This is a genomic window from Streptosporangium sp. NPDC023825 (genome assembly GCF_040639575.1).
Taxonomy (GTDB): Bacteria; Actinomycetota; Actinomycetes; order Streptosporangiales; family Streptosporangiaceae; genus Streptosporangium.
Genome location: NZ_JBFAAE010000063.1, coordinates 25,926 through 42,554 on the forward strand (window position 1 = coordinate 25,926; position 16,629 = coordinate 42,554).

At 72.5% G+C, this 16,629-nt stretch carries 12 protein-coding genes; 9 read left to right on the top strand and 3 right to left on the bottom strand.

Going from position 1 to position 16,629, the window contains the following annotated elements:
- Positions 1-14: 14 nt before the first annotated feature.
- Together AB0G15_RS35725 and AB0G15_RS35730 are read left to right on the top strand one after the other, a co-directional pair.
- A complete protein-coding gene (locus AB0G15_RS35725; protein WP_362848724.1) occupies positions 15-1,253 on the top strand; it encodes a DNA polymerase IV in 1,239 nt (412 codons plus the stop codon).
- A 147-nt stretch (positions 1,254-1,400) separates the two neighbouring features.
- On the top strand, positions 1,401-1,814 hold the full coding sequence (locus AB0G15_RS35730; protein WP_344747391.1) for a DUF3040 domain-containing protein: 414 nt from the start codon (positions 1,401-1,403) through the stop codon (positions 1,812-1,814).
- A gap of 323 nt (positions 1,815-2,137) precedes the next feature.
- On the opposite strand, the gene AB0G15_RS35735 is transcribed toward AB0G15_RS35730, so the two are convergent.
- The 3 genes from AB0G15_RS35735 to AB0G15_RS35745 are packed head-to-tail and all read right to left on the bottom strand — an operon-like array spanning position 2,138 to position 6,806.
- Positions 2,138-4,579: a DUF3488 and transglutaminase-like domain-containing protein gene (locus AB0G15_RS35735; RefSeq protein ID WP_362848727.1), complete on the bottom strand. Its 2,442-nt coding sequence runs from the start codon at positions 4,577-4,579 to the stop codon at positions 2,138-2,140.
- Positions 4,576-5,832: a DUF58 domain-containing protein gene (locus AB0G15_RS35740; RefSeq protein WP_362676402.1), complete on the bottom strand. Its 1,257-nt coding sequence runs from the start codon at positions 5,830-5,832 to the stop codon at positions 4,576-4,578. The genes AB0G15_RS35735 and AB0G15_RS35740 overlap by 4 nt, the downstream gene beginning before the upstream one ends.
- Positions 5,829-6,806, bottom strand: coding sequence for a MoxR family ATPase (locus AB0G15_RS35745; protein ID WP_362676400.1), 978 nt, complete (start codon positions 6,804-6,806; stop codon positions 5,829-5,831). The genes AB0G15_RS35740 and AB0G15_RS35745 overlap by 4 nt, the downstream gene beginning before the upstream one ends.
- Positions 6,807-7,296: 490 nt before the next feature.
- Here AB0G15_RS35745 and mraZ point away from each other — a divergent pair, with 490 nt between their 5' ends.
- The 7 genes from mraZ (at position 7,297) to mraY (ending at position 16,594) form a co-directional block, all read left to right on the top strand.
- Positions 7,297-7,728, top strand: coding sequence for a division/cell wall cluster transcriptional repressor MraZ (gene mraZ / locus AB0G15_RS35750; RefSeq protein ID WP_362848730.1), 432 nt, complete (start codon positions 7,297-7,299; stop codon positions 7,726-7,728).
- Positions 7,729-7,954: 226 nt separating this feature from the next.
- Positions 7,955-8,947 carry a 16S rRNA (cytosine(1402)-N(4))-methyltransferase RsmH gene (rsmH, locus tag AB0G15_RS35755; RefSeq protein WP_362848776.1) on the top strand — a complete coding sequence of 331 codons (993 nt, stop codon included), beginning with the start codon at positions 7,955-7,957 and terminating at the stop codon, positions 8,945-8,947.
- 43 nt (positions 8,948-8,990) lie between these two features.
- Positions 8,991-9,461 carry a hypothetical protein gene (locus tag AB0G15_RS35760; protein ID WP_362848733.1) on the top strand — a complete coding sequence of 157 codons (471 nt, stop codon included), beginning with the start codon at positions 8,991-8,993 and terminating at the stop codon, positions 9,459-9,461.
- 1,004 nt (positions 9,462-10,465) lie between these two features.
- On the top strand, positions 10,466-12,298 hold the full coding sequence (locus AB0G15_RS35765; protein WP_362848736.1) for a penicillin-binding protein 2: 1,833 nt from the start codon (positions 10,466-10,468) through the stop codon (positions 12,296-12,298).
- A gap of 40 nt (positions 12,299-12,338) precedes the next feature.
- Positions 12,339-13,883, top strand: coding sequence for a UDP-N-acetylmuramoyl-L-alanyl-D-glutamate--2,6-diaminopimelate ligase (locus tag AB0G15_RS35770; protein ID WP_362848739.1), 1,545 nt, complete (start codon positions 12,339-12,341; stop codon positions 13,881-13,883).
- Positions 13,884-13,895: 12 nt separating this feature from the next.
- Positions 13,896-15,539, top strand: coding sequence for a UDP-N-acetylmuramoyl-tripeptide--D-alanyl-D-alanine ligase (gene murF / locus AB0G15_RS35775; RefSeq protein ID WP_362848742.1), 1,644 nt, complete (start codon positions 13,896-13,898; stop codon positions 15,537-15,539).
- The gene (gene mraY / locus AB0G15_RS35780; RefSeq protein ID WP_362676390.1) at positions 15,536-16,594 is read left to right on the top strand and encodes a phospho-N-acetylmuramoyl-pentapeptide-transferase; all 1,059 of its coding nucleotides are present in this window, start codon (positions 15,536-15,538) and stop codon (positions 16,592-16,594) included. The genes murF and mraY overlap by 4 nt, the downstream gene beginning before the upstream one ends.
- Positions 16,595-16,629: the final 35 nt, after the last annotated feature.

Genomic DNA, 16,629 nt, shown 5'->3' on the forward strand with positions numbered 1-16,629 from the left:
CGTAGGATGACGCCGTGTCGAGAAAGCAGCAGATACCGCGCCCGGGTTCCGACCTGGGGGCGGACGACACCGGCTGTCCGATCCTCCACGTCGACATGGACGCCTTCTACGCGGGCGTCGAGCTGCGCGACCGTCCCGAGCTCCGGGGCACCCCCGTCATCATCGGCGCGCCCGGGGCGCGCGGGGTGGTGCTCAGCGCCACCTACGAGGCCCGGAGGTTCGGGGTGCACTCGGCCATGCCCATGACCCGGGCCCGACGGCTCTGCCCCCAGGCGGTGATCATCCCGCCCAGCCGGGGCAAGTACGCGGAGGTCTCCCGGCGCGTCATGGAGATCTTCCAGACCTTCACCCCCGAGGTCGAGCCGATCGCCTCCGACGAGGCGTTCCTCGACGTCGGCGGGGCCCGCAAGCGTCTCGGGCCGCCGGCGGCGATCGCCCGGATGATCCGTGAGCAGGTCGAGCGCGAGCAGGGCATCACCTGCTCCGTCGGGGTCGCCAACAGCAAGTTCGTGGCGAAGCTCGCCTCCCAGCACTGCAAGCCCGACGGCCTGCTCGTGGTGCCCGCCGACAGGGTGGTCGACTTCCTGCACCCGCTCCCCGTGGCGGCGCTGTGGGGCGTCGGGGAGCGCACCGAGCAGTCACTGGCCCGCCTCGGCATCAAGACCGTCGGCGACCTCGCCCGGGTCCCGGTGGACACGCTCCAGCGGGAGCTGGGCCAGGCGGCGGGCGCGCACCTGTCGGCGCTCGCCTGGGGGCGCGACGAGCGCCCGGTGACCCCCGACGTCCCCGACAAGAGCATCGGCGCGGAAGAGACTTTCGCCACAGACATCGCCGACCCCGCGGAGATCCGCAGGGAGCTGCTCCGGCTCTCGGAGCGGGTCGCCGCCCGGCTCAGGAAGGGCGGCAGCGTCGGCCGCACGGTGAGCGTCAAGCTCCGCCGCGCCGACTTCACCACCCTCTCCCGGTCGCGGAGCCTGCGCGAGCCCACCGACGTCGCCAAGATCCTGTACGACGTCTCCTGCGCCCTCTACGCCGCCTCCGGCCTGGAAAACGTCCGCCTGAGGCTGGTCGGCGTACGGGTGGAGAACCTCAGCCCGGCCGCCGGGGCGACCCGGCAACTCGGTCTCGGAGAGCGCGAGACGGGCTGGCGGGAGGCCGAGCAGGCGATGGACAGGGCGGTCCGGAGATTCGGCCATGATGCCGTCCTCCCGGCCTCCCTTGTTCGCCCTCCGTTTGATGGAATAGATCCATGATTCCGCCTCCGGTTTGGACTACGTTGGACGTTTTCTTTCGTCTACGTCTACAGCCTCGTATTCTGGGGATAACCGACCGCGAGGTTCGGACACCCCGTGTCGTCCGTCACCGTCTTCCCCGTCCTGGGGCTGTCCTTGGGAGGCGCCGTGCCGCTCTCTGAGCACGAGCAGCGCTTGCTCGACCAGATCGAGCAGGCCCTCTACGCCGAGGACCCGAAGTGGGCCAATACCGTCAGGATCAGTGATCCTCGCAGCCACTACAGGCGCCGCCTGGTAAAGGCCTTCATCGGCTTCATCCTGGGCGTCGTCCTGCTGATGGTCGGCGTCGTGATCAACAACGTCCCGCTCGGCATCCCGCTCGGCGTCGGCGGTTTCGTGGTCATGCTCGCCGCATGTCTGTGGGGCCTGTCCAGCTGGAAGCGGATGAACGGTTTCGGCGAGGCCAACGCGGCCACGCCCGCCGATCAGCCGCGAGGCAAGGGAGGGCGCCGTGCGGGCTCCCGCCAGAGCTTCATGGAGCGAATGGAGGAGCGCTGGCGCCGTCGGCACGACGAGCGCTAGCCCGGCAGGGCCCGCCGTCCGCGGCGGGCTCCCTCCCCGACGGATCCCCCCGTGCCCGCGAGGTTCGCTCGCAGCGTGTGAGGGGCCCGTGCCGTCCACCTGCCCCTCGTTCACCGGGTCCACCCCCGCGTGTCCCGGTGACCCGGATTCGCCGCTCGCCACCCCGTCCTGAGGGTTACTGTTCCGTACCCTCCCGGCGGTCGAGGATCCCGGCCCGGAGCCCCGATCGTCGTCCCCGGTGATCGGTTCCCCGTGGTGATCGGTTCCCCGGCCGCCGCCCCCGGTGATCGGGACGCGGTCGTGCGTCCCGATCACCGAGAGCGCTAGGCGCCCTTCCTGGCGGGCCTGCGGAGCCGGATGTTCTCCAGACGGTCGAAACCGTCCAGCACCCGCCCGCCCAACGCCCGCATCCGCAGGAGCGTGGAGGGCGGCAGCAGCACCGCTCTGATCCGCCTGCCGCGGGTCGCGGTCGCCGCCAGCGCCCGCCGCACGCTCCGCATGTCCTCGCGCAGGGTACCGATCTCGCCCGGGGTCCTGGCGTAGAGCGTCCGCTCCACCGCCGCGGCGATTCTCGCCAGCGCGGCGGCGGCCTCCGGCTCGAACACGTACTGCTCCGCCAGCCGCCCGGCCAGCGCGCGCGGGCTCTCGCTCGCCTGCCGGGACATCCCGTAGTCGCACAGGGCGTCGTCGAGCTCGGTCCACGCGACCGTCACCGCCGGCTCCCGGCTCCCCGCCCTGACCCCCGTGGGGGAGACGGTGCCGCCGGGATCCTGAGCGGCCGGATCCCCGCCGGCCGGGTTCCCGGCCCGCCGTGAGTAGGACCTGCTGCGGCGAACCCGCAGCTGCCAGCGGATCAGCGCGGGGACCAGCGCGACCAGCAGCGCGATCGCGACCCCGATGCCGATCCGGCCGGCCGGCGGCATTCCCTCGTCCACCGGGGTCAGCGCTCCGCCGAACTCCCTGTCGAGCATCTCGTCGCGGCGGTCGTTCGCCGGTCCGGCCGGCGAGTCGGAGCCGGTGGGATCCGACGACGGTGCCGCGCTCGGCTCGTCGGGGGTGTCCGGCGCCACCTCGGGGCGGGTGTAGGACGGCACCGTCGCGCTGCCCTGGCCCGCTCCGCCCGCAGGGGTGGGCTCGAAGCGGAGCCACCCGGTCCCCTCGAAGTACAGCTCGGGCCAGGCGTGCGAGTCGTGGGTGCGAACCTGCCACCCTCCGGAGGTGACGCTGCCGCCGGTGTAGCCGATGGCGACCCGGGAGGGGATGCCCAGGACGCGCGCCAGCACCGCCATGGAGGCGGCGAACTGCTCGCAGTAGCCGGTCCTGTTGCGGATCAGGAAGTCCATCAGCGCCGTGTCGTCGTGCCCCTGGGTGGCCAGGCTGTAGGTGAACCCGCCGCTCTCGGTGAAGAACTCCTGCAGCTGGATCGCCTGCTCGTACGGGCTGGACCCCCGCTCGGTCTCCTGGAGGGCGAGCCGCCTGATCTCGTTCGGCAGGTCCTCCGGCAGCGTCAGGTACCGTTCCCTGATCGCCGTCGCGGGCGGGGCCGCCGCCTTGAGCCGGTCGGCCGTGGGCTCGGGCTCGGCGGTGACGGCCTGGTACGTCAGGCCCCCGGCGGTGTTCCGCGTGGAGAAGACCATGAGCGTGTCGCGGTCGGGCCGCCAGTCGCCCGCCACCGTGACCTTGGACACCGGGTAGGGCAGGGGGAGGAAGCTCAGCCTCCTGACCTGGTCGCTGACCGTGACGGTGAGGTTCGCCGGGGTGACGGGCACGCCCGCGCCCTGGCCGGGGGGCATCGGCATCGGCGCGTCGGACGTCCGGTCCTCGGGGCGGCCCCTGGGCTCCGACATCGTCCACTGCTCGCCGTCGAAGATGTCGAGCGAGTACATCCTCAGGTAGCGGGGCGTGCTGTCGCTGGCCTTGTAGGTCAGGACGGTGGAGTTCGCCGGCAGCGACAGCTGGCCGCGCAGGTTGACCATGGGGTTCGGGATGCTGATCGAGTTGCCGCCGCCCTTGCCGTTGCCCACGCCGAAGCCGAACAGCGGGTTGGGCTCCATGGTGGGCAGCAGCGCGGGCAGCAGGACGGCCAGCACGATCGCGGTGAAGCCGATGCGCTTGCCGGAGAGCCGCAGGGCCCCGCTGTCGGAGGGCGCGGGCCGGGTGACGGTGAAGGACGACGTACGGCGCACCAGCACCGCGCGGCCCCAGTGGCTGACCCGCTCCCGCCCGTCGGCGACGAGGATTCCCAGGTAGCCCAGGGCCCCGATGATGAACGCCGGCCAGCTGATCGGCTCGGCGATCACCGCCGCCGGGACCACGAACAGCGCCAGCAGCGGCAGCCCGGTGAGGGCCGCCTTGCGCAGCCGCGCGGCCAGCAGGTCCACCAGGACGGCGATCAGGCCGACGCCGCCGCAGGTGAGCAGGACGATGCCGGTGCTGTCCGGCACCGGGGCGGCGAAACGCTGGATGTCGGCGAAGCCCGTCGTCAGCAGCCTGTCCAGCCTGGCGACCGAGTCCCAGGTGGGGACCACCCTCGCCCACGCCTCGTCCCCGGCGAACACCGCCGTCAGGTAGATCCACACGCCCAGCACCTGCGCGGGCGGCGCCAGCCAGCCGGGCAGCGTGTAGTGGCCGGCCAGCACGCCGATCCCGGCCACGACCAGGATGACGCCCAGGCTCGACCAGAACCAGGCGCCGCCCTGGAAGAGCGGGTAGAGCGCGATCGCGACCGCTCCGGTGGCCACGCCCGACGCGATGGAAAGTCTCATGAGCCACCCCTGCTCGCCGCGAATCGGCCGCGCTGCGCGACGTCCTGCCACACGCTCGCGACGGAGGCTCCGGCGGGCAGTCGCACGACGCGCCAGCCCGTTCCGGTGAGCACCGACCGCGCCGCCTGGAACTCCTCGTCCTCGCCCAGCTCGGGATGCTCCCATGCCTCCACGTCCAGCATCACGGCCACGCCGGTCACGTTGCCGTGCCTGGCCCTGGACAGCTCCTGAGCCTGGTCGAGGTCCATCTTGCCGAGCACGGCCACGATCAGGCCGTCGCCGCCGCCCTGCCGCAGCGCGCCGACGCCGTACTCCAGCGACCGCGCCGTACTGGCCCGTACGACGGCCAGGGTGTCCAGCAGCGACAGGCTCAGCCCGCTGTCGGTGAGGTGCTCGGCTCCCTGGTCGGTGACCAGGCGCAGGCCGAGACCCTCGTGGGCGAGGTGCACGCCGATGGAGGCCGCGGCCGAGACCGCCGCCTCGAAGGACGAGCGCGGGCCCTCGCCCCGGTGGGCGTAGCGCCGGGTGTCCAGCAGCAGCGCCCCCCTGCTCTGCCACTGCTGTTCCTCGCGCCGCACCATCAGCTCGCCGTGCCTGGCGGTCGAGCGCCAGTGCACCCGCCGCAGGTCGTCGCCCTGGCGGTACTCGCGCGGCGCGACGTCGTCGTCCCCGGCCGCCGCCACGCTTCTCGTACGGCTGTCGCCGCCGCCCGTCCACTCGCCGGCCAGGCGGACGTGGGGCAGGGCCACCACCTGGGGCGTCACCATCAGCGTGTCGCTGATGGTGAACGACCTGGTCAGCTCGACCAGGCCGAAGGGGTCGCTGATCCGGATGGAGAGCGGTCCGATGCCGAAACGCCCGCGCAGGTCGGAACGGACCCGGTAGTCGATCTCCCGGATGCCCTGCGCCTCCACCCGGTCCAGGACGAACCTGGGGCGGGCGCCGAGGGCGTAGGGAACGGTGTCCTCGATCATCAGCAGGCCGGTCGGCAGCCGGGTGACGTTCTCCAGCCGCAGCGTCACGGTGGCCTCGCTGCCCACCTCGGCCCTGGGCGGGTCCAGGCGCCGGGCGCAGCTCAGCCGGTAACGGGTGCGGGCGACGACCATGGCCGCCAGCAGCGGCAGCGAGATGACCAGCACGCCGATCCTGAGCAGGTCGTGCTCGCCGAGGATGAAGGCGCACAGCAGCGCCGCGACGCCGGACGCGAGGAAGGACCGGCCGCGGGCGGTGAGCGCCTTGAGGCCGGAGGTCACCGGGTCTGGGCCTCGGGCACGGGCACCCGGCGGACCAGGTCGGCGATCACCTGCTCGGGCGGGCGGCGCTGCCCTTGGGCCTCGATGCTGGGCAGCAGCCGGTGCGCCAGGACGGGGACGCACAGTTCCTGCAGGTCGTCGGGGATGACGTAGTCGCGGCCCGCGAGCGCGGCGTGCGCCCGCGCGGCCCTGACCAGCTGCAGGGTCGAACGGGGGGAGGCGCCCAGCCGCAGGTCGGGGGACTGGCGGGTGGCGGTCACCAGGTCGATCGCGTACTTCTTGATCGGCTGGGAGACGTAGACCCCGCGCACCGCCTCGATCAGCGCCTTCACCTGCTCGGTGGTGGCCACCGGCTCCAGCTTGTCCAGCGGGGAGGCGGCGCCGTGCACGTCGAGCATCTCCAGCTCCGCGGAGGGCGCGGGGTAGCCCATCGCGATCCGTGCGGTGAACCGGTCGCGCTGTGCCTCGGGAAGGGGGTAGGTGCCCTCCATCTCGATCGGGTTCTGCGTCGCGATCACCATGAAGGGGGAGTCCAGCCGGTAGGTCGCGCCGTCGACGGTGACCTGATGCTCCTCCATGCACTCCAGCAACGCCGACTGGGTCTTCGGCGACGCGCGGTTGATCTCGTCACCCACCACGATGTTGGCGAAGACCGGGCCGGGCTTGAACTCGAACTCCCTGGTCTGCTGGTTGTAGGCGCTCACTCCGGTGATGTCGCTCGGCAGCAGGTCGGGGGTGAACTGCACGCGGCGCACCGGGCAGTCGATGGATCGCGCCAGCGCCTTGGCGAGCATGGTCTTGCCGACTCCGGGCACGTCCTCGATGAGGAGGTGTCCCTCGGCGAGCAGTACGGTCAAGGTCAGGCGGACGACGTCGCTCTTGCCCTCGATCACCGATTCGATCGACTGGCGGATCCGGTGCGCGGTGACAACAAGATCATCGAGCTGTGGTGAGACGTCATGGGTTACTGCCACCAGGCCTCCATGAGGGTGCGGCGGTTGCGCGCCGGGGGGTTGCCGTTGCGGAATCTTTGCGATCCCGTAACTCATTCTGCTTACCGACACTACGGCGCCGTGCGTTCCCTCGGCGACTTTATGCGGTCATCAGGGCTGATTCCGGGTAAACGTCCATAGTGTGTGCCACCACCGTCGCGGTCCTGTACGGAAGGCGTGCCGATCCGGTGACGGGACGGGGATCCGCCTTCCATCATTCTTCACCGCGCTCCGGTTTATTTCATGATCTTTAGTCTATTCGGCGGCCTTAGCCGACACGCCCAGGGCGTACGAGGGGCCGCTTACCCCCTCCACTCCGCACCACCCCATTTGAACTGGGGAAATGGCGGCGAAACCCGTCGTGAAGAGGCGTGGAATCAGTTGACGGTGGAGAGAAGTGGAGTATGGTGGTGCGCAGTGGAGGGCAGGGCTGTGACGCCTGGCGCTCCGCTGGGCACGGGAGGTGAGGCCGGTGTTCCTCGGCACCCACCACCCGCGTCTCGATGACAAGGGACGGCTGTTCCTGCCGGCGAAGTACCGCGAGGAGCTGGCGGAGGGTCTGGTGATCACCAAAGGCCAGGAGCGCTGCCTCTACGTCTTTCCCGTAGAGGAGTTCCAGCGCATAACCGAGGCTCTGCGCACCGCGCCGGTCACCGCCAAGGCGGTCCGTGACTACAGCCGTGTCCTCTTCGCCAGCGCGTCCGACGAGGTCGCCGACAAGCAGGGCCGGATCACCGTTCCACAGGCTCTGCGCGAATACGCCAGCCTGCGCCGCGACTGCGTCGTCATCGGGGCCAACACCCGGCTGGAGATCTGGGACGCGCACGCCTGGAGCGCCTATCTGGCCGACCAAGAGCAGGCTTTTGCCGATCTGTCGGAGGAGGTGCTGCCAGGGATTCTGTGACTCCACGGTCGACTCATCGGTAAAACGTCGTTCGGCGAGGTCTCCACCCGCAACCACCTGCCCGTCAGCTGATGCACCTTCCCCGGTGTCAGGTGACGGGCGGACACGCGGGTGCGGATGGGGACCTGGCCGGACGGCCCCGGGGGTGGGGGCCAGTTTTCAAGACACCGGTGAGCGTCCGCCGCGCGTCCACGGGACGGGGCGGGAAAGAGGGGGGTTGCGCTTCATGCGCGCCGAGAACCACAACCATGATCTCCAAACGCCTGGGGGTCACGTCCCCGTCATGCTCGACCGGGTGCTGGAGTTGCTCGCTCCGGCGCTGGCCCGCCCCGCGCCCGTCCTCGTCGACGCCAACCTGGGCCTCGGCGGTCACGCCGAGGCGCTGCTCGCCGCGCACCCCTCGCTCCACCTGATCGGGATCGACCGCGATCCCACCGCCATCGAGCGTTCCACCGCCAGGCTCGCCCCGTACGCCGACCGGATCACGCTGGTCCGCGCGGTCTCCGACGAGCTTCCCGAGGTGCTGGCCGAGGTGGGTCACCCCCGCGTCGACGCGGCGCTGTTCGACCTGGGCGTCTCCTCCCCGCAGCTGGACGAGGCCGAGCGGGGTTTCGCCTACTCCTACGACGCGCCGCTGGACATGCGGATGGACCGCGACGAGGAGCTGACGGCCGAGGTCGTGGTCAACACCTACCCGGCCGCCGAGCTGATCCGGATCCTGCGGGATTACGGAGAAGAACGATTCGCCCCGCGTGTCGCGCACTTAATCATCAAGGAAAGGGCCAGAGAGGCCATAACGTCTACCAAGCGGCTTGCGGAGATCGTCAGGACGGCGATCCCGGCCGCTACCCGCAGAACCGGGGGAAACCCCGCCAAAAGGACTTTTCAGGCGTTGCGGATCGAGGTGAACGCGGAGTTGACGGCACTGGAACGCGCGCTCCCAGCCGCGCTCGACGCATTGACGCTGGGCGGGCGCGTCGTCGTGCTCGCCTACCACTCCCTTGAGGACCGGCTGACGAAGCAGGTCATCACCGCGCGGACCAGGGACACCGGCCCTCCCGGCCTGCCGGTCCCGCTGCCGGCTCACCAGCCGCGGTTCGCGCTCCTGACAAGGGGAGCCGAGCTTCCGAGCGAAGAGGAGGTGGCCCGCAACCCGCGGGCGGCCTCCGCCCGGTGTCGGGCGGCAGAGAGGATCCGTGAGGCAGTTGACGAGGAGTGAGACAGACGTCCGTCGCGCCGCGCCCAGCCGCGGCGCGCGCCCTGTGCGCGTCCCCCGCGCGGTGCCGCAGGGATACGGGACCAGGCCGGCCAGGCCGGCGCCCGCCGCCGCTTCGGCCGCGCAGGTCAGGGCCGCGGCACCCGGGGTCGCAGGGCCTCCCGCGGCCCGTCGCGCCCGGCCGCCGAGGGCTCCTTTCCTGCTGCTCGTGGTCGGCCTGCTCTGCGGCGGCCTGGTGAGCCTGCTGCTGCTGAACGCCGTGCTCGCCCAGGACTCCTTCAGGGCCAACGGGCTGCGCAAGGAGATCAGCGACCTGCGCATCCAGAAGGAGACCAAGAAGAGCGCCAACATGCGGCGGGAGATGCCGGACGCGGTGGCGAGGAGCAACGAGCTCCAGGGGCTGGGGCCCGACTGGGACACCGCGCGCGTCATCGACCCCGACAAGCCCGCCGTCGGGGTCGCCGGCGACGTCCAGACGCCCGCGGGGCAGGAGCGAGTGCCGGGCACGGGCCGGTGATGGAGAACGGCGGCCAGAGCGGCGGCCCGGGTCCCGGACAGGGCCGCGGCGGTTCCACCGGAGGGCCGGCCGGGGGCTCGGGCCGCCGTTCTCCCGGCGGTCCCGGCCGTACGGCCAGGCCCGGCGGTTCCCCCGACGTTCCCGGTAAGCCCGGCAGGCCCGGTTCCGGCGACGCCGGGGCTCCCGGCGTGCCCGGCGGCCCCCAGGGACCCGCCCCGCGCAGGTCTCCGGCCTCGGGCGCCCCCGGTTCGCCCGGCAGGCCGCCCGGTCCGGGAGCCGCCGGAGGTTCCGGCCGCGCGGGTTCCTCCGGCGGGGCGCGGGAGGCCGAGGGGCCGGGCAGGTCCGGTTCGCCGGGCAGGCCCGGTGGCGGCCGTGCGGGTTCCTCCGGCGGGGCGGGCTCCCCGGGCAGGCCGTCCGCGGGTTCCGGCAGGGGAGGCTCGCCCGCCCGGGGGCAGGGGGCCGACGGGCCGGGCAGGCCGGGCTCCTCCAGGGGGCGGCCGTCCCCGGCCGACGGCCCCGGCAAGGGGCGGGGAACCGGCAGGCCCTCCGCCCCGGGTGGATCCGGCCGGGCGTCCGCATCCGGCGGGTCCGGCAGGACGGGCTCGTCCGGCAGGCCGCCGGCCTCGGAAGGCTCCAGCAGATCCAACAGATCAGACAAATACGACAAATCGCCCAGGTCGGGCAGACCTGGCTCCCCGGCGAGGCCGTCGGCCGCGGGCCCGTCCGGCAGGCCCGGTTCCCCGGGCAGGCCGGGTCCCACCGGCAGGTCCGGTTCCGGCGCGCGACCGCCCGCTCCCGACGGGCCGGGCAGGGCGGGACGGCAGGACGGCAGGGGCGGCGTTCCCGGGCCTTCCGGGGCTTCCGGCAGGCCCGCCCGCCCCGAGGCGCCGGGCAGGCCCTCCGCCTCCCGGCCGGGCGGCCCGCAGGGTCCCGAGGCGCCGCGCGGGCCGGTGCGGTCATCGCGGTCGGAGGAGCCGCCGGACCCGCTGGGCTGGGTGCGGTCCGTGCCGAGGCGCGGGGCCGGGCGGCCCGGGGGTCACGAGCACACCCGCACGACGACGCGCGGCGGCGGCAGGCCGCCGCGGCCCCCGGCGCGCCCGTCCGCGGTGCTGCGCCTGGGCAACCCCCGCAGGCGCATCGGCATCGGCCTGATGGCGATGACCTTCGTGCTGTCCATCTTCGCCGGGCGGCTCATCCAGCTCCAGGGCCTCGACTCGAAGGTCTACACGGCGGAGGCGGCCAAGCAGCGCGTGCAGGGTGAGAAGCTGCCCGCCAGGCGAGGCTCGATCACCGACGTCAACGGCCACGAGCTCGCGCTGACCCTGGAGGCCCGCGAGATCTTCGTGGACCCGTCCGAGGTCTCCGCCGCGCAGCGCGACCGGGTGGCCACGATCCTGGCCAAGGAGCTGGGCACGCCCAAGGAGCCGATCGCCGCCAAGCTGGCCCAGAGCACCAGCCACTACCAGCAGCTCGCCGCGGCCGTCGACCCGGCGCTCGCGCAGCGGATCATGGCGTACGACCTCAAGGGGGTCGGCAGCAAGCACCGCTACCGGCGCGACTACCCGGGCGGCGACCTGGCGGGCACCCTGCTGGGTTTCGTCGGCACCGACGGCACCGGGCTGGCCGGGCTGGAGAGCACCTACGACAAGCTGCTCGCGGGCCGCGACGGCGAGCAGATCATCGAGACGGGCGCCAGGGGGCAGCGCATCCCGATGACCCGCAGCACCGTGCGGGCGCCCGTCGAGGGCAGGGACGTGCGGCTCACCATCGACCGCGACGTCCAGTGGGCCGCGCAGAAGGCGATCAGCGAGCAGGTCAAGGCGACCGGGGCGCGCACCGGCAGCGCCATCGTGATGGACACCCGGACCGGCCGGGTGATCGCCATGGCCAACGCGCCCGAGCTCGACCTGAGGAACTGGATGAACTCTCCCGGCGCCGACCGGGTCAACCGGTCCGTCACGGACGTGTTCGAGCCGGGCAGCACCAACAAGGTCATCACCGCCGCGGCGGCCCTGGAGTCGGGAGCCGTGCGGCCGGACAGCCTGTTCACGGTCGACGACGAGATCAGGTGCGCCGACCGGGTGCTGAAGGACTCCCACCCGCACCCCACCGAGCGCCTGACCTTCTCCGGCATCGTGGCGACCTCCAGCAACGTGGGCACGATCCTCGCCACCCAGAAGATCGGCGACGAGAAGCTCCACTCGATGCTCCAGCGCTTCGGGTTCGGCACGAAGCCCGGCACCGGGCTGCCGGGGGAGGAGGCCGGGCTCCTGCCCGACTGGAAGAACTGGTCGGGCAGCCAGCGCTGCACGATCGCGTACGGCCAGGGGGTCTCGGTGACGGCGCTCCAGACGGCCAGCGTCTACCAGACCATCGCCAACGGCGGGGTGCGCGTCACCCCGCAGATCGTGGCCGGCACCACGGGTGAGAACGGCGTGTTCACGCCGTCCCCGCCGGGCAGGCAGACCCGGGTGGTCGGCGAGCGTACGGCGCGGGAGGTCGCCACCATGCTGGAGGCCGCAGTCAGCGAGGAGGGCACCGGGAACCTCGCCGCGATCGACGGCTACCGGGTGGCGGGCAAGACGGGTACCGCGATGCGCTACGACACCAGATGTCAGGGCTATTGCGGATACACCGCGACATTTGTTGGTTTCGCCCCCGCGGACAAGCCCCGGCTGGTCGTCCTGGCGGTCCTCCAGGACCCCCAGGAGGGCCACTACGGTGGGGAGATCGCGGCCCCGGTCTTCAAGAAGGTGATGACGTTCGCGTTGAAGAGCGGGAAGATCCCGCCGACCGGAACCAGGCCGTCCCCGGTGCGGATACGCGCCGGAGAGTGACGAGTGAAGGTACGCTCTCGCCGTGCATCCCCCGTCGTCAATGCGACCATCAACCAGTTCACCCCGTCCGCTCTCGGGGCTGGCGAGCCTCATCGGCGCGCCCTCGGGCACGTCGCGCGCTCCGCTGGCCGCGGTGTCCGGGATCACCATCGACTCGCGCCAGGTGTGCCGGGGAGATCTCTACGTCGCGCTGCCGGGGGCCACGGCCCACGGGGCCGACTTCTCCGCCCAGGCCCTCGCCGCGGGTGCCAGCGCGATCCTGACCGACGAGGCGGGCAGGCGGGCCGCGGTCGCGACCGGCCTGCCGGTCCTCGTCGTGCCGAATCCGCGCGGCCTGCTCGGGCAGGTCTCCGCCTGGGTGTACGGCAACCCGGTGGCGGACGTGATGGTCATCGGGGTCACCGGGACCAGCGGCAAGTCCACCGTCACCTTCCTGCTGGAGGCGGGCCTGCGGGCCGCGGGGCACACCCCCGGGCTCGTCGGGGGCGTGGAGATCCACGTCGGTGACCTGCGCTTCACCCCGAAGCTCACCACGCCCGAGGCCAGCGACCTGCAGGCCCTGTTCGCCCTGATGCGCGAGCGGGGCGTCACCGCCGCGGCCATGGAGGTCTCCAGCCACGCGCTGGCGCTCGGCCGGGTCGACGCGGTGTCCTACGACGTGGCGCTGTTCACGAACCTGTCCCAGGACCACCTCGACTTCCACCGTGACCTCGACGACTACTTCGCGACGAAGGCCAGGCTGTTCACCCCCGAGATGAGCCGCGTGGGGGTCGTCAACATCGACGACGCCCACGGGCGGGAGCTCCTGGGCATCGCGAAGATCCCGATGACCACCTTCTCCGCCGAGGGCGCCCTCGAGGCCGACTGGCGGGCGGTGGACGTGCGCCTGGGCCCCGAGGGCAGCACCTTCACGGTCGTGGGCCCCGGAGGCGTCGAGGAGGCCGCGTCGGTCGCGCTGCCCGGGCCCTTCAACGTGGCCAACGCCCTGGGCGCGATCGTCGCGCTGGTGGAGGCGGGTGTGCCGCTGCGGGCCGCGGTGGCGGGCGTCGGTACGCTGGCGGGGGTTCCCGGCCGGATGGAGCGGGTCCCCGGCGGCGAGGACTTCCAGGCCATCGTCGACTACTCGCACAAGCCCGGCGCGGTCGAGTCGGTCCTGCGCTCGCTGCGCGAGGTCACCGAGGGCAGGCTCATCGTCGTGCTCGGCTGCGGAGGTGACCGTGACCGTGGTAAACGCCCAATGATGGGAGAAGCCGCCGCAAGGTTGGCAGATGTGGCTATTCTCACCAGCGACAACCCCCGCTCTGAGGACCCCCTGCGGATCCTCGCGGAGATGATGGACGGAGTTCTCGGCGTGTCCCAGGACGGGCGCGCACATGTGATCATTGAGCCGGACCGCGCCGCGGCCATCGACCTGGCCATCGGCCGGGCGGGTCTCGGTGACGTCGTCGTCGTGGCCGGCAAGGGCCACGAGCAGGGCCAGTACGTCGGCGACCAGGTGCTTCCTTTCGACGACAGGCAGGTCGTGGCCGACGCGATCGTCAGGCGCAGGAACCGCACCGGGCGCCGAAGCACGTATGGAGAGTAGGGAAGACGCATCATGATCCCGTTGCCGCTGGCCAGGATCGCCGAGATCACCTCGGGGGCCCTCGCGGGCATGGCCGACCCACGCGCGGTGGTGCGCGGCCCGGTCGTCACCGACTCCCGCGCCGTCGAACCGGGGTCGCTGTTCGTCGCGATCAAGGGCGAACGGGTCGACGGGCACGACTTCGCCGCCCAGGCCGTCGCGGCCGGGGCGGTCGCCGTGCTGGCCTCCCGGCCCGTCGACGCCCCCGCGGTCATCGTCGGCGACACCGTGGCCGCCATGACGGCCCTGGCCACCGCGGTCTGCGCGGCCCTGCCGGCGACCACGGTCATCGGCCTCACCGGTTCCGCGGGCAAGACCACCACCAAGGACCTGCTGGCCAGGCTCACCGCCAGGATCGGCCCGACGGTCGCCACGTCCGGCTCGTTCAACAACGAGATCGGCCACCCGCTGACCGTGCTGAAGTCCGGCGAGGACACCCGCTACCTGGTGCTGGAACTCGGCGCGAGGAGCGCGGGGCACATCACCCACCTGACCCGCGTCGCCCCGCCGAGGATCGGCGTGGTCCTCAACGTCGGCACCGCCCACCTGGGCGTCTTCGGCGGCAAGGACGAGATCGCCAGGGCCAAGGGCGAGCTGGTCGAGGCGCTGCCCGCCGAGGGCGTGGCCGTGCTCAACGCCGACGACCCGCTGGTGGCCGCGATGGCCGGCCGCACCGGCGCCCGCGTCACCTGGTACGGCCGGGCCGAGGGCGCGACCGTGCGGGCCGAGAACGTGACCGTCGACGAGCGCGGACGCGCCTCCTTCACGCTGCGCACTCCCTCGGGCGCCGCCCCGGTGGCCTTGCGCCTGTACGGCGAGCACGCGGTGGAGAACGCGCTGGCCGCCGCCGCGGCCGCCTACGAGCTCGGCCTGCCGGTCGCCACCATCGCCGAGGAGCTGTCGGAGGCCGAGCCCCGCAGCCGCTGGCGGATGGAGGTCACCGACCGCGCGGACGGCGTGACCGTGATCAACGACGCCTACAACGCCAACCCCGACTCCATGCGGGCCGCCTTCGGCGCCCTGGACGCGCTCGCGGGCGACCGCCGCCGCTTCGCGGTCGTCGCCGCCCTGCGCGAGCTGGGTGACGAGAGCGTCGCGCTCAACGAGGGCCTGGGGCGCCTGGCAGGGGGTGCGGGCCTGGCGGGCCTGTTCGTCGTCGGTCCCGACGCCGACCCGGTCCTGGCCGGGGCCAGGGCCGCCGTACGGGCCGCGCGGGAGGCCGCGGGACCCGTACCGGCCGGTGTCCCCGCCGCGCCTCTCGCGCACGCCGGAGCGGTCTCGCACGCGGTCGCCCCGCACGGGGCCTCCTACGGGGCGGGGGAGCCGCCGGGCGGCGCGGGCGAGCCGCCCGGCAACGGCGCGGCCGGCCGTCTCTCGCCCGTGGCCGCGTTCGGCGAGGCCACCGAAGACGCTGCGGACGCCGAGGACGCCGAGGACGCTGTGGCCGGCGGCGGGGTTCCGGTCGCCACCCGGGTCCTGCACGCCGCCGACGCGGCCCAGGCGGGCGCGGAGCTGTCGGCGATGCTGGCACCGGGAGACGTCGTACTGGTCAAGGGACCGCGCGCCGCGGGCCTCGAACGCGTGGCCGCGGCGCTGCTCGGAGGTGACCGCCGATGAGGGAGATCCTCGTCGCGGCCGTGGTCAGCCTGCTGCTGTCCATGCTGGGCACGCCGCTGGCGATCCGCCTGTTCTCCCGGCGCGGCTACGGGCAGAGCATCCGGGAGGAGGGACCCTCCGGCCACCACGACAAGCGCGGCACCCCCACCATGGGCGGCACCGTGATCGTGATCGCCGCGCTGGTCGGCTTCGCCTGTGCCCACCTGTACAGCTTCACGCCCCCCACGGTCTCCGCCGTCCTCGTGCTGTTCCTGATGACGGGACTGGGCGCGGTCGGCTTCCTCGACGACTTCATCAAGATCTACAAGCAGCGCAGCCTCGGTCTGCGGAGCGGTGCCAAGGCGCTGGGCCAGCTCATCGTCGGCGCGGTCTTCGCGGTCCTGGTGACCCGTTTCCCCAACGCCTACCTGATCACCCCGGCCGAGACGCGCCTGTCGTTCCTGAGAGACTTCGGCCCCTCCATCGGCCTCATCGGGTTCATCATCTGGGTGCTGATCATGATCGTCGGCTTCTCCAACGCGGTGAACCTCACCGACGGCCTCGACGGCCTGGCCAGCGGCGCCACCGGCGTGGTGCTGACCTCGTACGTGCTGATCGGCAACTGGCAGCTGCGCAACAGCTGCACCACCCAGCTCGGCCCCAACTGCTACTGGGTCCGCGACCCGCTGGACCTGGCCGTGGTCGCCGCGGCGGTGCTCGGCGCGCTGGTCGGGTTCCTGTGGTGGAACGCCCCGCCCGCGAAGATCTTCATGGGCGACACCGGCTCGCTGGCCCTGGGCGGCGTGCTCGCCGGGCTGGCCATCACCACCAGGACCCAGCTCCTGCTGATCATCCTCGCCGGGATGTGCGTGCTGATCACCATGTCGGTGATCATCCAGGTCGGGTCCTTCAAGCTGACCGGTAAACGGGTCTTCAGGATGGCCCCGCTCCAGCACCACTTCGAGCTGAAGGGCTGGGCCGAGACGACCATCGTGGTCCGCTTCTGGCTGATCGCCGCCCTGTGCGCCGCCGGCGGGCTGGGGATCTTCTACGTGGAATGGATGCCCAGGCTGTGAACGGGTCGACGGGGCGGACGAGCCCGGCGGGGGAG

Excerpts from the sequence above, each read along its gene's own strand:
- AB0G15_RS35735 (WP_362848727.1), bottom strand. The coding sequence starts at position 4,579 with ATGAGACTTTCCATCGCGTCGGGCGTGGCCACCGGAGCGGTCGCGATC.
- rsmH (WP_362848776.1), top strand. The coding sequence starts at position 7,955 with ATGCGCGCCGAGAACCACAACCATGATCTCCAAACGCCTGGGGGTCAC.
- AB0G15_RS35770 (WP_362848739.1), top strand. The coding sequence starts at position 12,339 with ATGCGACCATCAACCAGTTCACCCCGTCCGCTCTCGGGGCTGGCGAGC.
- murF (WP_362848742.1), top strand. The coding sequence starts at position 13,896 with ATGATCCCGTTGCCGCTGGCCAGGATCGCCGAGATCACCTCGGGGGCC.
- mraY (WP_362676390.1), top strand. The coding sequence starts at position 15,536 with ATGAGGGAGATCCTCGTCGCGGCCGTGGTCAGCCTGCTGCTGTCCATG.